The organism is Streptomyces sp. RKAG337 (assembly GCF_023701715.1).
GTDB lineage: Bacteria > Actinomycetota > Actinomycetes > Streptomycetales > Streptomycetaceae > Actinacidiphila.
On sequence record NZ_JAJOZA010000001.1, the window covers coordinates 1191586 to 1206928 of the forward strand.

The window sequence follows — 15343 nt, forward strand, 5'->3', positions numbered from 1 at the left end:
TTTGGGAACGCCGGCGGTCCGACAGGAATGAGAGATGGACCCTCGTACAGTCGTTCCCCCCTCGCTGTCCCTTGCGCTCTCCGACGAAGTGCGGGACGCCCTCGACCGGCGCGCGCCGGTGGTGGCCCTCGAATCGACGATCATCGCCCACGGTCTCCCCCGGCCCCGCAACCTCCGGGTGGCCGTGGAACTGGAGGAGATCGTCCGTGCCGCGGGCGCCGTCCCGGCGACCGTCGCCGTCCTCGACGGGACCGCGCACATCGGACTCGGCAAGGATCAGCTGGAGCGGGTCGCGAGCGACCAGGGCCTGCGCAAACTCGGCTTCCGTGACCTGGCCCCGGCGCTCGCCACCGGCGCCGGTGGCGCGACGACGGTCTCCGGCACGGCGTTCCTGGCCGCGCGTGCCGGGATCCGGGTCTTCGCCACCGGCGGTCTCGGCGGGGTGCACCGGGACTGGGTCAGCCACCAGGACGAGTCCGCGGACCTCAGGCTGCTCGCCCGCACCCGCATCACGGTCGTCTGCGCGGGTGTGAAGTCGATACTCGACGTGCCGGCCACCCTGCAGCGGCTGGAGACGCTCGGCGTCGGCGTCCTCGGCTTCCGCACCGGCACCTTCCCCGGCTTCTACCTGACGAGTTCCGGTGAGCCGCTCGACTGGACGCTGCAGGAACCGTCCGAGGTCGCCGCCGTGATGCGCGCCCAGGACGCGCTGGGCGGTCCGGGCGCCGCGCTGATCGTGGCCAATCCCGTACCGGAGGCGGAGCAGCTCGATCCCGCGCTCCATGACCGCGTACTGGTCGAGGCCCATGAGGCGGCTCGCGCGGCGGGGGTCACCGGGCAGGCCATCACGCCGTTTCTGCTCGCGTACTTCGCCGAACACACCGGCGGCGCCTCCCTGGAGGCGAATCTGGCGGCGGTGCGGGGCAATGTCCGGCTCGCCTCCGCGATCGCCGCGGACTGGTCGCGGCACATATGACGGCGACGGCCGCAGGAACGTCCCTGCTGGTCATCGGTGACGTCGTCACCGACATCGTGGCGCGGCACCACAAGCCGCTCGCGCCCGACACCGACACCTCCGCCAGGATCGCGGTCAGACCCGGTGGGTCCGGCGCCAACACCGCTTCGTGGGCCGCTCGTTCGGGGGCCGACGTGCGGCTGCTGGCCCGTGCCGGGGCGGATTCCGCCGACTGGCACCGGGACGTGTTGCGGCGCTGCGGGGTACAGCCGCATGTGCGCGTCGACCCGTCGCTGCCGACCGCCGTCGTGATCGCCCTGGTCGACGCGGCGGCGGAGCGCACCCTGGTCACGGACAGCGGCGCGAGCATGCGGCTCGGCCCGGCGGACTGGGACGCGGCGCTGCTCGACGGCGCCGGCCGGCTGCACCTTTCCGGCTATCTGTTCTTCAACGAGCCCGGCCGGGAACTCGCCGCGCTGGCCATGGCCGCGGCCCGCGCCCGGCACATCCCGGTGAGCGTGGATCCCGCCTCCACCGGTTTCCTCCAGCAGCTCGGCGTCCGCCGTTTCCTGGACGCCGTCGCGGGCGCCGACCTGCTGCTGCCGAATCTCGCGGAGGCCCGGTTGCTGACCGGCGACCCCGATCCCGTGCGCGCCGCCGAGCAGTTGAGCGCCGCCCATGGAGTGGCGGTGGTCAAACTCGGCGGCGCCGGTGCGCTGGTCGCCGAGCGGGGAAAGGTCACCGCCCGCGTGCCCGGAGTCGCGGCGGACGCCGTCGACACCACGGGGGCCGGCGACGCCTTCGCCGGCGGCTTCCTGGCGGCCCGGCTCACCGGCGCGGACCTGGCGGGAGCGGCGGCCGCGGGCTGCCGTACGGGCGCGGCGGCGGTCGCCGCGGTGGGCGGCCGGCCGGAATATTCATGAGACCAGGCGCACTGTCATACGGCAAGGTGATGATCGTCGCCGATCACGCAGCGGGGCGGTTCCGCGGGCCGTCGATCCCGCGACCGGCCGACTCCGCCGCCGTCCGAAGGAGCAGCACCCATGCGCACCACCACACTCGGCAGCAAGGGCCCCGCCGTGGGCGTCGTCGGACTCGGCTGCATGGGCATGACCCATGCCTACGACCCGAGCGGCCGTGACGACACCGTGTCCGTCGACGTCGTCCGGCGCGCCCTCGACCTGGGTGTGACGCTCATCGACACCGCCGACGCCTACGGTCCCTGCACCAACGAGGAGTTGGTCGGCCGAGCGCTCGCGGGCCCCTACCGGGAGCGGGCCGTACTGGCCACCAAAGTGGGCCTGGTGCTGACGGGCACCGACGAGGGACGGCCGGTCTACGGCCGGAACGGGCGCCCGGAGCACATCAAGGCGTCGATCGACGCGAGCCTGCGCCGGCTGGGCACCGACCACGTCGACCTCTACCAGCTGCACCGCATCGACACCGAGGTCCCGGTCGAGGAGACCTGGGGCGCCCTCGCGGAGGTGGTGGCCGCGGGGAAGGCCCGCAGGATCGGCCTGTCCGAGGCCTCGGTCGAGGAGATCGAGCGGGCCCACGCCGTCCACCCGGTCGCCTCCGTCCAGTCCGAGCTGTCGCTGTGGACCCGCGACGCGCTGGCGGACGTCCTGCCCCACTGCGAACGCGAGGGCATCGCCTTCCTGCCGTTCTCCCCGCTGGGCCGCGGCTTCCTCGCCGGCCGCTTCAGCTCGTACGACGACCTCCCCGCCGACGACATGCGCCGCAACCTCCCCCGCTTCCAGCAGGAGGCGCTGCGCACCAACCTCGCCATGGTCGGCACGGTCCGCGCCATCGCCGAGCGCACCGGCTCCACCCCCGCCCAGGTCGCCCTCGCCTGGGTCCTCGCGCAGGGCCGCTACGTCGTCCCGATCCCCGGCACCAAGACCCCGAAGTACCTCACGGACAACGCGGGCGCCGCCGGCCTCACCCTCTCCCCCGCCGACCTCACAGAACTGAACGACCTCCCGGCCGCCACGGGTACCCGGTACTGACCCGCGGCGCCCTGCCGGCCCGGAGCATCAACGGGTCGCGGAAAATCACCGGGCGGCCGCCGCGCGCCCGATGGCGGTAACGGCGGACCGCGAGGAAGGTGGTCAGCGGGGGATACACACACGCCCGGGCGCCGCCCGCGGCGGACCACCGCTGGGAGACGCCAGATGTCCGAAGTCACCGCTCCGTACGAACCCGGAACACCGTGCTGGATCGACCTGATGGTTCCGGACCAGCAGGCCGCCCTGGACTTCTACCGTGACCTCTTCGGCTGGCAGGGCGAGGTCGGCGCCGAGGAGTTCGGCGGCTACTCGATCTGCACGCTGAAGGGCAAGCCGGTCGCCGGGATCATGAAGGCGATGTCGATGGGCGACGAGCCCGCACCGCCACCCAACTGGACCAGCTACTTCTCCACCGCCGACGCCGACGCCACACAGGCCGCGATCAGCGAGAACGGCGGCACGGTGATGGCCCCCGCGATGGACGTCGGCGACACGGGCCGGATGCTGGTCGCCGTGGACCCGCAGGGCGCGGTGTTCGGCGTCTGGCAGCCGAAGGAGTTCCCCGGCGCGCAGATCGTCAACGAGCCCGGCGCCCTGGTCTGGAACCAGCTCGCCACCCCCGACCCGAAGGCGGCCGGCACCTTCTACGAGGCGGCGCTGGGACTGGCGGCCGGCCCGATGCCGGACATGCCGGAGTTCACCGGCTTCCAGGTCAAGGGCCGCACCATCGGCGGCGTGCAGGGCATGGAGAACATGCCGGAAGGCGTCCCGCCGCACTGGCTGGTGAACTTCGCCGTCGACGACGTCGACAGCACGGTCGACGCCCTGGTCCGCGCCGGCGGCTCCGTGATGGCGCCCCCCTTCGACATGGACAAGGTCGGCCGGATGGCAGTCGTGGTGGACCCGCAGGGCGCCGCCTTCGCCGTGGTAGCGACCACGGCACCCGCACAGCCCTGAGCAAGCCCGTGCCGGGCGCGTTCGTCGCGCCCGGCCCCGGCCCTATTCAGGTGCCGTCGCCAGCAGCAGCGCCTCGTCCCGGACGTCCGGGCGCGGGTGGCGGCGCAGCAGCCGCAGCTGCTCGCGCCAGGACTCCGACCACTGTGTGCGCCTGCCGCCCACCTCGGTGAGGGCGACGGCGAGCAGCCCCGCGAGACAGCCGTCCTCCGTGGACAGCCGACGGGCGGCGTGCAGCAGGCCGTCCGGGGTGCCCGGCTGCCCCGCGGTCTTCAGCCGTCCGCGCAGGATCTGGGCGGTCCGTACGGCGAGCGCGGGCCGGCCCTCGACCAGCGGCACCAGCCGGACGAGGGCGGCCGTGAGCACCGCCGGCTCGGCGTCCAGATCCACGGCGCTCACCAGGACGTGGGCCGCGTCGGGTACGAACGCGTCGAATCCGGCAAGGAGCTCGCCGGCCGCCTTGGCGGCGGGCCGGGTGGCACCCGCCGCCATCCGGGCGTGGACGGCGAGGTGCTCGGCGAGGGCCCGGACCCGCCGCCGCGCCGGGCGGTCACGGTCGGGGGCCGCGTCCGGCTCGTCCGGCAGAGCCGCGGCGGCCACCAGCGAGGCCAGGGCGCGGGCCAGCGGGTCGCCCTGCCCCGAGCCGGCCGATACGGCCGATCCGGAGATCGTCAGGGCGATCAGCGCCCCGGCCGCGGCACTCCACGTCTCCCGGTTGTCGAGATCGGTGACGGCGGACACCACCACCTCTGCCGCCTCGGGCGCCCAGAGGGCCCATTGCGGAAGTGCCCCCAACGCACGCAGGGCGGTTTCCGGATCAGCGCTCTCGCACACGGCGGTGACGAGCCGCGCGTAGCGCCCGCGGTACCGGTCCGCGATGTCGAGCGGCTGGGTGCGCAGCACGGCCTGCCGGACTTCCGGCCCTCCGGTCGCCGCCGCCTCCAGCAGCTCCCAGGCCGGTTCGCAGCCGAGCAGCCCTGTCGTGAAGGCCACGCACGCGGCCCGCACGTCATGGTGCTGGCCGGCCCGCCGGTAGGCCTCGGCGAGCAGGGCGGCCGCGTCCGCCAGGGGAAGCCGGGTGGCGGCCAGCCTGGCCGCCTCCTTGCGGCTCGTCACCTTCGTGGGGGCGGCGTCGTCGGGCAGCAGTACGGCGCGCAGGTGGGCCTGCAGCCGGGACGGCTCGACGTACAGCGTCGCGCGGGTCGCCGCGTAGGCGGCCACCCGGGCGCGGTCGCCCCCGACGTGGGCGAGCAGCTCCGGCAGTGCCTCCCCCGGCCGGTCCGTCCACACCAGCGCGCCGAGCGCGGCTTCGGCGAGCGGCACGCTGGAAGACCCGGTGAAGCGGCGGACCAGGCCGGCGCCGAGTTCCGGGATGACGGCGGCCTGGGCCATCGCCGCGGTGCGCTCGTGCATCGACAGGGAGGCGTCAGCCGCGCGCCGGGCCAGCAGCCGCGCTCCGGCGGCCTGGTGGCGGGGCAGCCAGTGATGCACCGACCTGTCGATCCACGGCATCCATCGGGCCCCCTCGACCAGGAAGCGCCCGTAGGGCGGGGTGTCCCCCAGAACGGCGTCGAGCAGATCGGTGCGGTGCTCGGTCAGTACGGTCAGGACAGGCTGCAGCACGGCCGCCGACGGTTCGAGTTCGAGGATCACGGCCACCTCGGTGTCCCGGTCCGGAGAACCCTCCAGCCAGTACCCGATGGCTTGCTCCACCGTCGCGTTGTCACCGAACCGGATGGCCTGCCACAGCAGTTCGCGCAGCTGTGGCATGGCGCGGGCGCGCCGGCCCAGCGAGCGGGTGAGGGCGAACGTCAGGCTGTGATCCGCTTTCGCGGCGCCCGCCTCCAGCCACGGCCGCAGTGCCTCGAACACCTCGTGCTCCTGGCCGCGGCGCAGCTCCTGGTCCAGCCGGCCCAGATCGACGCCGCCGGTGTGCCCGTGCAGCCGCTCCATGGTGCTCAGGGCCCAGCCGACCAGCCGCTGTTCCCGCGTGGCGGCATGTTCGCGCAGAAGGTTCACGGCGAGCGTGCGCAGGGCGTGGTGGGTCTGCCAGGACGAGTCGCGGGCCTCGATCGCGTCCGTGGTGATGCGCTCCAGGGCATCCGCATCGCCATCCGTGAAGAGGCGGGCATGCGTCTCCGCGAGCGCCGCGAGCGCGGCGGACCGCACAGGATCCTGCTCATTGCGCAGGCGTTCCATCGTGCCCAGCACCGCGGTGACGCGCGCGGGCTCGCCGGAACGGGCCGCGTTGCGCACCAGCAGCGGCCACGCCTGAGCCCGGCCCTCCGCCTCGGACCGGCGGGTCGCGGCGGTCAGTTCCGCGACCGCCTCCCCGACCGGCAGGTAGGAGACCGCGGTCAGCACCGCCGTCCAGAACGCGCCGCGCTCGCGCGCCTGAGCGGCCATCCGGCGCGCCTCGGACTCGCGGCGCGCACGCGGAAGCACCTCGAGCAGCACCGGGTCCAGAACCGCCCGGCTCATGTCCCGCCCGCTGGTGAAGGCATCGAACAGGGCGTTGCGGCGGGACGGCGGCTGCGTCTTGAGCAGCTTGGCGAGAGCCGCGTGGTCGTGGCTCAGAGCCCGGCCGAGATCGGTCAGTTCGGGCGGGTCCAGGCGTACGAGGCGGTTCAGGGTGGAACGGTTCAGGCCCCGCCGCCGCAGCACGTCGGCCCGTTCGGGGGCCAGCAGATAGCGCAGGGCACGGCCGGGCGCCGCCGACACGAGATCGTCGATCCGGTCCAGGATCCGGGCCGGGGGCGGCCCGGGACACAGCCGCTCCAGCAGATCGAGCACGCGCTCCGGCTCCGCCGTCACGGCCGCCGCCACTCCCGCCGCCCGTCCTTCCCACCAGGCGTCGCGCATCGTCTCCGGCAGCGCTTCGAGCTGGCGTCCCGCCTCGTCCAGCACCTCCACGGGGTGCCGCAGCCCCAGCAGCGCCCATCCCCTGACGGCGTGGGACAGTTCCGGCAGCAGCCGTACGACGGTCGCCGTACCGCACGCGGCCAGCAGCCGGGCAGCCTCCTCGTCGCCCCAGCACGTCCGGTAGGGATCGATCAGCCGGTCGGCGAGCACGGAGCGCCGCCCGGCGACCACCGCGCGAACCACCTGGCGGCGCACGGCGGCGGGGGCGTCGTCGAGGACGTCGACGACCGCGGCATCAGGGATGTGCCCGCGCTCGACGGCCTTGACCGCATACCCGCGCACGAGCGCGTCCGGGTCCGCGAGCCTGACCTGCAGATAACCGACGTCACGTCCGACGGCAGCCGCGGCGGCGGCCAGCCGCCGTTCGTAGGTGCCACGGCCCGACAGCTCCCGCAGCAGCACAGCCAGTTCACCGCGCGCGGCGGCGTCCCGTGCGCGCCGGGCGAGCTCACGCATGCGCGCCGGATAGGGCAGCGGGTCCAGCTCCGTGAGCAGGGCGTCGGCGAGGGATCCGGAATCGTGCGGGATGCGGGCCATGAGAGCGATCATGCCGGGCCGACCACCGCCCTGACCAGCGGATTTGCGGGCAGCGAGCGACGAGGTACTGCCCCAACGCAAAAAGTGCCGACCGAAGACCGGTCGAGACTGTGAGGACCGGGGCCGCCTCCAACGCCAGGCCATCGACACCCTCGGGGTCGTTCTCAGATCAACCGAAAAGACCCCTACAACCCATCCGTCGCGCAGCCGTAGTCCGCTGACGTTTCCGTCAAACACCCCAGGTGCCCCGGCCGGAAGGGCTTCCGGTCGGGGCACCATGTTCACTAGGGCGAATGACTATCCTTCGTCAGCCGAAGGGGCACTCTTCGGGAGCTGAGACAAGGCCCCCCTGTGACCTCACCATTAGATCGCTCCCGGATTTCCTCACCGATTCAAGGACCTGGTTCACCCGGTGACCGACTTCCATATCGGACGTCATCACATGGATCCGAGAAGAGCCCTCAGGCAAATATGTGAGATGCGGCTCGATATGGACCGCGACATCACCACTCAGCCACCAGGATGTCTCGCGTGACGAAGCACACTCCACTTCGGAGAGTTCGCTCAGATCACCCAGAGCATCTAGCACATCGCCCGGATTACCGTCACACAGAGCCAGCCTTCGCCATCCGACGAGATCAACCCAAATAGCGCTTGACTCGACTAGACGGAAAACGTCGGAATGCCATGGCAGAAATTCTCCCGACCAGGACACCCCGAAGTATCCATCCGCCCTGCAGACGAGTCCGCACTGGACGAACTGCGGCTCCGCGAAGTTGAAGATCCATTCACCAGCCCCGGATTGCCACGGCTTCCCAGATTTGACACCGAGCCGCATCCAACCTTGCAACTCGCCTCCCTGTACCGGAAACGAAATGCCTCCGAATTCCTGTTCATGCGAGAGAATTACGTCCCTCACGTAGCCAGGAGCGTCGAATGGAATCATGGGAACGGGCCGCGAAATCCTCTTTCCCCAGACATCCAGAAAACGGTGAGCCTTTGGCGTCAATTTAGTTACCACTTACGATGCTCATTTCTTTCCGTCAAGGAAATCGAAGAGCGCTCTGCACGAAGGGCATTTCGGATAGAGCTCACCATGCGCCTCGGGCCCGTACTCTTGGCTTCCTCCCATCACCTTGACGGTCGTAGCCTTAGTTCCTGTTAGATCCGCACCCTGCAGCTCCAATTCACACAGCGCCCCAATCTCAGAACACCCTCTGTGGTGCCCTGTGGCCTCTGCTGCAGTGCGCACCTGGGGCGTTAGCGCAGAAGGAGCTCGCGCACCGCTGACCCCGTGCCCGACCTTCCCGTCCGCTGAGACGATTTCGCTGGCCGTATTAGTCTTGCCGATATGCCCGTCAGCAATATCGAGTAGTTCGTCGGACGCATCGCCACAGTTATGAACCAGGACCGGCGTAGCCCCCGCCAGCACATAGTACGTGTGGATGCCGGCGACGGTGAGGTCATGTGTGCGCTGGCGCTTGTCGAAGTGGCGGACCGCTTCGACGGTGACTCGATCACCCTTGGGGGTGTGGAGGTTCATGCCGGGCTTGAGGTCGCCGGCGTTGATCCACTTTGCTTCGGACTCCACCCAGAAGGGGTGGGTTGTGGTGGCGACGATCGCCGCCGCGTCGGTGGTCTCGGTCTTGACGGTGAGGTCGACGAAGTGCTTGTCGTCCTCGGTTGTGATGGTGCCGACGACCTCGCGGGTGGACGTTTCACCGGTGTCGGGTTCGGTGGTGGTGACCTTGTCGCCGAGGGCTACTTGCTCGATCGGTTTGGAGGTGCCGTCACTTAGCTGCACCAAGGTTCCAGGCAAGAAGCTATGGGTGCACTCCGGTCCCTTACTGAGCAGCTCCTTCCCCTTGGCTACGGCGACCTTGGCCTTCTCACGGGCTATTTTGAGCGCGTCCTTCGCCCTGCCGAGGGTCTTGGAAGCCTTGCCGATGTCGCGGATCCCGCTGATGAGGTCGCCGACCAGCCCGACGACCTTCTTCGCGAGCTTGATGCCCTTGGCCCATTTCCATGGGGTGCCGTACTTGGCAAGGATCTTGCCTGCGATACCGCCGGCGAAGCTGCCCGCGACGTTGAGGAGTGTCTCTCCGCAGGCCCCGAGGTCTCCGCTGGAGAAGCAGTCCAAGGCCGCATCAATACCGATGAGCTCCTTGACAATATTGATCAGGATCTTTGCGGCTTGCTTGACCTGGTGCTTCTTGTTGCTGAGGTTCGTCTGAGCGACGTCTACGTCCTGCTGGGCCTTGGACTCGGCGTCCTTCGCCGGGGCGCAGACGCCGACGGTGCCCGCACAGGGATCCGATGAGCCCGTGCAGAAGGGCGCGAAGGTGCAGGTTCCGGTGGGGTCGGAGTAGGTCACCGGCGAGTTGTGCGAGTAGGAATACGCGTTCATCTGCTCGGGCTGCGTGTAGTCGATGATGGGATCGACCGACATGAATTTGCCGATATCGGCGTCGTACTCCCGGGCCCCGAGGTGGGTCAGTCCGCTCTGGGCGTCACGAGTGCCGCCGACGAAGCCCTTTTCGCCGGGCCAGGCGCCGGCCGGTGTCCCGCGGTTCGCTCCATAGGGGTCGAAGCGGCGTTGGCTGACGACTCCGGTGGTTGAGTTGATGGCGAGGCTGCTGGTGCCCTGGTGGTCAGAGGCGAGGAAGGACAGGTCGCCGTTGTTCTGGCGCACCGCGATGGATTCGCCGGCGAAGGAGTAGTAGCGGGTTGCTTCCACGGTGTTGCCACCGGTGGGCAGGCGCAGTTCCAGGCCGGGCAGATAGACGGTGGTGGCGCTCGCGTCACGGCGCAGGACGCGGCTGCCGTCCGTGTCGTAGAGGTAGCTGGTTTCCGTGCCGTCGGCCTCGACGGTCTTGTTCAGTTCGCCCTGGTCGTTCCACTGCAGTGACTGGGTGTTGCCGCCGGTGGTGCGGGTGGTGGTGTTGCCGGCGTCGTCGTAGCCGTAGGTGGACTTGGACTCGCCGGTGGGCTTCTTCTCGGTGAGGGTGGTGGCCGCGTGGGGTCCGTCGCCGTTCTCGCCGTAGGTGTAGGTACGCGAGACGTCCTTGGCGGCGTCCAGGGAGGTGTCGTGGTCGACGTCCTTGGTGCGGTTGCCGATGGAGTCGGTGGTGTAGGACTTCCAGTACGCGGCCGGCCCTCCCAGTGCGCTGGTGCCGGGGGCGGCGGCGCAGGCGCTCGGGGTACTGGCGGGGGTGTCGGCGCCCACCTTTCCGCCGACGGTGCCGGAACCGGTTGCGGTGGCTGCGGCGGCGGCCGGGGTCCACGCCTCGGCCAGGCGCTGACCGCTGTCGTAGGCGAAGCACTGGACGTCCGGGGACGCACCCGCGGTGTCGGAGATCGACAGGACGTTGCCGGCCTGGTCGTAGGCGTACTGGGAGGCCTTCACCGCGCCGGTGACACCGGAGATGTCGACCTTGGAGCTGGTGAGGCGGTCGGTGCCCTTCTCGTAGGCGAAGGTCTGCTGAACGGCTTTGCCGCTGCCGCCGGTGGACAGCGTCAGACCCTTGAGCTGACTGGTGGGCGTGTAGACGGTCTGGGTGACGTAGGTGGACGCGCTCGTCATGGTGCTCGGGCGCTGCAGTTCGTCGTAGGTGTAGGCGATCGCCTCGCTGGGCAAGGCGCCGGCGGCGGGCAGGCCCGCACCCTGGACGGTGCCGTCACGGTTGTAACTGCTGGTGAAGGAGTAGGTGCCCTTCAGGGCGCCCTGGGCCGCCGGCACGATGTAGTCGGTGCGCAGCGGGCGGTAGAAGGCGTCGGTGCCCTGGACGACGGTGGCGAAGTACTCGGTGGCGCTGGTGTAGCGCAGGCTGGCCCAGGCCTGCCCGAGCCGGCCGGCCTTGTCGTAGCGGCTCTCGGTGAGTTTGGTGCCGGTGGTCGGGTCGCCGTTCCAGGTGGTGAGGGTGCGTCCCAGCTTGTCGTAGACCGTTGAGGTCTTCTTGCCGCGGGCGTCGGTGGACACGATCGGGCGGTCGAGTCCGTCATAGGCGGTGGTCGAAGGGCCCGCGTCCGGGTCGACGGTCTTGATCTGACGGCCGAGCTGGTCGTACTGGAAGCTCCAGGTGTGGTTCTGGGCGTCGGTGACGGTGTCCGGCTGTCCGCTCGGCGTATACGTGTACTTGGTGCTGTCGTACTGCGCTCCGGGCGATCCTGGGAGCGGTGCGTCGCTGTGGTAGTGGCGCAGTTCGGTGGTGCGGCCCTGGGCGTCGGCGATGCTGGTGGTCGGCATCTGGCCGGTGGGCGGGTCGACGTGGGTGCGTTCCCCGTCGTAGGTGGTGGTGGTGCGCCATTGCTCGACACCGGCCACCTGGAAGATGTCAGCGGTGGTACGTCCAAGGCCGTCGTACTCGGCGAGGCTCTGAGCCCCGACCGCACCGTTCGCGACCAGCAGCAGTTCGTCGGAGGGGGTGCCGGCGGCGTTGTAGGTGTCGTTGGTCTTCTTCGGCTTGCCGATGCCGTTGTAGAAGACGTCTCCGACCATGCGGGTGCCGCCGGGGCCTTCGGTCTGCTTCTGGCGTGGCCGCAGCAAGCTGTCGTAGAGCTGGTATTCGACGCCGTAGTTGCCGCCGTTGTCGATCTTCTCGGTCTTGATCGCGGTGGGCTTGTCGCGGCGGACGTTGTAGGTGTACTTGATGCTCGGGGTGGAGGTCTTGGCCCGGTCGGCCAGCCATACCGAGGTCAGGCGGCCCAGCGCGTCGTACGCCAGGTCGGTGCGCTTGCCGTTGGGATCGGTCTGCCCCACCGAAACGCCCCAGGCCTGGGCGTAGTCCGTGGTGGTGACGTGGCCCAGCGCATTGGTGTTCTTGGCCTGCGTGATCAGGCCGTTGAGATCGGTGTACCCGGTGGTCGTGGTCGCGTCCCCGGCATCCGTCTGCGAGATCGGGCGGCCGAACTTGTCGTACCCGGTGACACCGGTGACCTGGTAGGTGGCGGTGGTGCCGTTGTGAGCGGTCAACCGCTCGGTCTTGACGGCGTTGCTCTGGCCGTCGTACGTGGTCCGTTCGTCCGCCAGGACCTGGGTCTTACGGTCCGGGGTGGCGGCGCAGGTGACGGAGACGGCTTCGCTGCGGGAGGCCAGTTCGTAGATGTTCCTGGCCGGGTCGTCGGCGTACCACAGTCGGGTGCACCGGTCATCCGCGGTGACCTTGGGGTCGCTGTCGCCGAGGTCCTCGGTGTACTGGAGCCGGCCGTTGGGCACCGAGGTGTCGTACGTCGAGGTCGACTTGGTGGCCTGCCAGCTGTTGTCGGACTTCTGGGTGTAACCGCGCGACACACCTGTCTTGACCAGCGTGGCCTTGTTGGTGCCCCAGGTCCTGGTCTGGGTGGCGGTGTCGTACTTCCACGGCTCTGAGATCGTCTTGGCGATGACCTTGCCGCCGGTGGCGTTGTCGTAGGTCTGGGCCTCGATCTCGAAGCCGGTGTACTCCTTGTCCCCGGTGTATTCGGTGCCGGTGGAGTCCTTCACCTTCTCGCTTCGGGTGCCACCGCCGGGGAGTTTGTCGCCGTCCAGTCCCTGCAGATAGGTGTAGTTCAGCCGGGTGGCAGGGGTCTGGCCGTTCCCGCTGGTGACGGTGACCTTGCCGTAGCCCTGCCACTGCCCCCAGGTCAGGAACTTCTCGTCGATGATGCCGTTCGGCTCGGCGTGCCGCCAGCCGGCATTGCCCTCGTAGTCGTAGTGGGTGACCAGGTCGTCGCCACCGCCGGTGCGGTCGGTCTCCCGGACCTCCTGGACGACGTACTTGTGGAACCAGTCCGTCTTGGGCTCGATGGTGCCCGGCGGGGCCCACACCACGGGGTAACAGCGCTTGGTGGACTCGCCCGGCTTGGGCAGCGCGGCGGCGGTGCACTCCGTCGGCGCGTAGGTGACGTCCAGTTGCGCCCCGGTCTCACTGACGACCGTGGCCAGGCGGAAGCGGTGAATGGCGTCGGTGTTGTCGGTGTCGCTGTCCACCCGGTTCTTCAGGTGCACGCCGCCCAGTTCCAGAGAGGGCAGCTTCTCGCTGCCACCGGCCTTGCCCTCATGGTCGATCTTGGCGAGCCACAGGGTCTTCGTGGCATCGCCGTTGTCGGTGAAGGTGTGGGTGAAGGTCCAGGCGTCCACATCACCGTAGGCATCTGCGGCGGGGCCGGTACTCATCTGGGTGGTGATGCCGGTCAGTCGCTTGGTCGTCCAGAAGGTCGGGCTGGCCTGGCTGAGGGTGCACTTGGTGCCCACCGTGCAGGACTGATCGACCGGGGTGTCCGGCCAGTTGGCCGCGTTCGCGGTGGTGAACTTGGCGGCGGCGCAGTCGAAGGTGTCGGTCGGCAGGCAGCGCTCTTTGGTGCCGAAGACCACGCGGGCCGGGGCCTTGGCGTAGGCGGCGTCGGCGCGCTGGCCGTAGTCGATGTGCTTGAGGTAGCCGCCGCGGGTGTAGCTGGTGCCGTTGACGTCCGTCTTGCCGTTCAGCGCGTAGGCGTTGGCCTCTTTCCCGTAGAAGTAGGACATGGCATTGCCATGGGTGTCCTTGACGAAGTCGAGGTTCCATCGCCATGCCTGGTCGCAGTGCGCGTTGGCGAAGGTGGCGTTGTAGCAGGGCTCGCCCGAGTCATCGCCGAAGACCGGTGATGTCCAGGTCGATGCGGTTTCTTCCTTGCCGGAACTCCAGCCGGGCAGCCGGTTGAGGCCGAAGTAGTACTCGGTACCGTCGGTCGTGGTGATCTTCCAGTGCTCGCCGTCGTTGTCCCCGTTGCCCGTGACGGTGTCGGCGTTGCTGAGCTGTTCGATCTTCGAGCCGGACTCGGAGGCGAAGTGCCACTTGCCGGTCTTGTCGTCCTTGATGAGCTCACTGGATGAGCCGTCGAGCATCACGGTGGCGTTGTCGAACGCCCAGCACTGCTCGCCGGAGGCAGGGTGCCCGTCGTCCGAGCAAGGCTTGTAGGAACGCTCGACGTAGCCCGGCTCGTAGCCGAAGCCCTCACCGACCCAGGAACCCTGGTTGTTGGTGGCCGAAGTGCGGCCGTCAGCGGACTGCGAGGAGTAGCCCAGGCCGACCGTGGGGCTCAGACCGCCCGGGGTCGGGACCACGCGCAGCGGATAGTTCCAGGAGAATCCGCCGGAGGAGTTGGCCACCGACCAGCTCGCCGACGGGGACAGCGAGGTGGCCTTGTAGTCGCCCTTCGAGGACGAACTGCCGGCGGCCAGCGCGTACACGGCCGGCGCGGCTTTCGCCGTCCGGGTGTTCGCCGCCATGGCGGTCGGCGCCGCGGCCACTGTTGCACTCACGGTGAGCGCGGCGGTGTCATTGGTCGAGGCGATGACGGTGGGCGTGGCGGGGCAGTCCCGGCCGGGAGCCTTGGTGGCAGCACACGCAGGCAACTGGATCAGCCGAAGACGCGAACCGTAGCCACCGCCGGCCGCCTCGGTGAACTTCGAGTAGTCCAGCGAAAGCTGTACCGGGGCCGCGTCGGGCACCGCGTCACCGCGCTCCACGGTGAGCAGGGCCGCGCTCCCCCATTGCTGTGCCGTCTGTCGGCTCAGTGAGGTGACCTTGACGTGGGCAGGCTGCTTCGCGGCAACGCGCCCCTTGGCTGCGACGGGACGCACCGCAACGGGCAGGCCACCCACACTGGCTTTCGCCCCCTCGGCCGCCGACCTGGCTACGGTTGCGGCAGGCAGGGGTATGTCGATGCTTCCGGCTCCCGGCCATGCGGCCGGATCAAGGGTCTTGACCGCTGCCTTCTTCGCAGCATCCGCCGGCCTTGCCTTGGCGGCGTTCGCGTTCTTGCCCGCGACCGGGTCCGGGTTGTCGGCAAAGCCGGGCAGGCGCCCGGTCTCCGGCGCGAACGCCGCGGCTTGAAGGGTGCCGGCCGACAGCGCCAGGGCCAGACTCAAAACGGTGCTGGCCACCGCACGCCGGGGCATGCGAGAGGCGAGCAGCCGACCGTTCAGAAACATCACACAACTCCGCAA

At 69.7% G+C, this 15343-nt stretch carries 6 protein-coding genes; 4 read left to right on the plus strand and 2 right to left on the minus strand.

Annotated elements, in window-relative coordinates:
* Positions 1–34 precede the first annotated feature (34 nt).
* From LNW73_RS05260 to LNW73_RS05275, 4 genes are all read left to right on the plus strand, one after another.
* The gene (locus tag LNW73_RS05260) at positions 35–976 is read left to right on the plus strand and encodes a pseudouridine-5'-phosphate glycosidase (protein WP_250989117.1); all 942 of its coding nucleotides are present in this window, start codon (positions 35–37) and stop codon (positions 974–976) included.
* Positions 973–1878 carry a carbohydrate kinase family protein gene (locus LNW73_RS05265; RefSeq protein WP_250989118.1) on the plus strand — a complete coding sequence of 302 codons (906 nt, stop codon included), beginning with the start codon at positions 973–975 and terminating at the stop codon, positions 1876–1878. The genes LNW73_RS05260 and LNW73_RS05265 overlap by 4 nt, the downstream gene beginning before the upstream one ends.
* A gap of 120 nt (positions 1879–1998) precedes the next feature.
* Positions 1999–2964 (plus strand): aldo/keto reductase, encoded by a 966-nt coding sequence (locus LNW73_RS05270; RefSeq protein ID WP_250989119.1) that lies wholly within the window; start codon positions 1999–2001, stop codon positions 2962–2964.
* 165 nt (positions 2965–3129) lie between these two features.
* On the plus strand, positions 3130–3921 hold the full coding sequence (locus tag LNW73_RS05275; protein ID WP_250989120.1) for a VOC family protein: 792 nt from the start codon (positions 3130–3132) through the stop codon (positions 3919–3921).
* Positions 3922–3963: 42 nt separating this feature from the next.
* Here the strand turns inward: LNW73_RS05275 and LNW73_RS05280 are convergent, their stop codons facing one another.
* Both LNW73_RS05280 and LNW73_RS35890 read right to left on the minus strand, forming a co-directional pair.
* On the minus strand, positions 3964–7377 hold the full coding sequence (locus LNW73_RS05280) for a hypothetical protein (protein WP_250989121.1): 3414 nt from the start codon (positions 7375–7377) through the stop codon (positions 3964–3966).
* A 1030-nt stretch (positions 7378–8407) separates the two neighbouring features.
* Positions 8408–15328, minus strand: coding sequence for a polymorphic toxin-type HINT domain-containing protein (locus tag LNW73_RS35890; protein WP_285390640.1), 6921 nt, complete (start codon positions 15326–15328; stop codon positions 8408–8410).
* Positions 15329–15343: the final 15 nt, after the last annotated feature.

Excerpts from the sequence above, each read along its gene's own strand:
- LNW73_RS05260 (WP_250989117.1), top strand. The coding sequence starts at position 35 with ATGGACCCTCGTACAGTCGTTCCCCCCTCGCTGTCCCTTGCGCTCTCC.
- LNW73_RS05265 (WP_250989118.1), top strand. The coding sequence starts at position 973 with ATGACGGCGACGGCCGCAGGAACGTCCCTGCTGGTCATCGGTGACGTC.
- LNW73_RS05270 (WP_250989119.1), top strand. The coding sequence starts at position 1,999 with ATGCGCACCACCACACTCGGCAGCAAGGGCCCCGCCGTGGGCGTCGTC.
- LNW73_RS05275 (WP_250989120.1), top strand. The coding sequence starts at position 3,130 with ATGTCCGAAGTCACCGCTCCGTACGAACCCGGAACACCGTGCTGGATC.
- LNW73_RS05280 (WP_250989121.1), bottom strand. The coding sequence starts at position 7,377 with ATGGCCCGCATCCCGCACGATTCCGGATCCCTCGCCGACGCCCTGCTC.
- LNW73_RS35890 (WP_285390640.1), bottom strand. The coding sequence starts at position 15,328 with ATGTTTCTGAACGGTCGGCTGCTCGCCTCTCGCATGCCCCGGCGTGCG.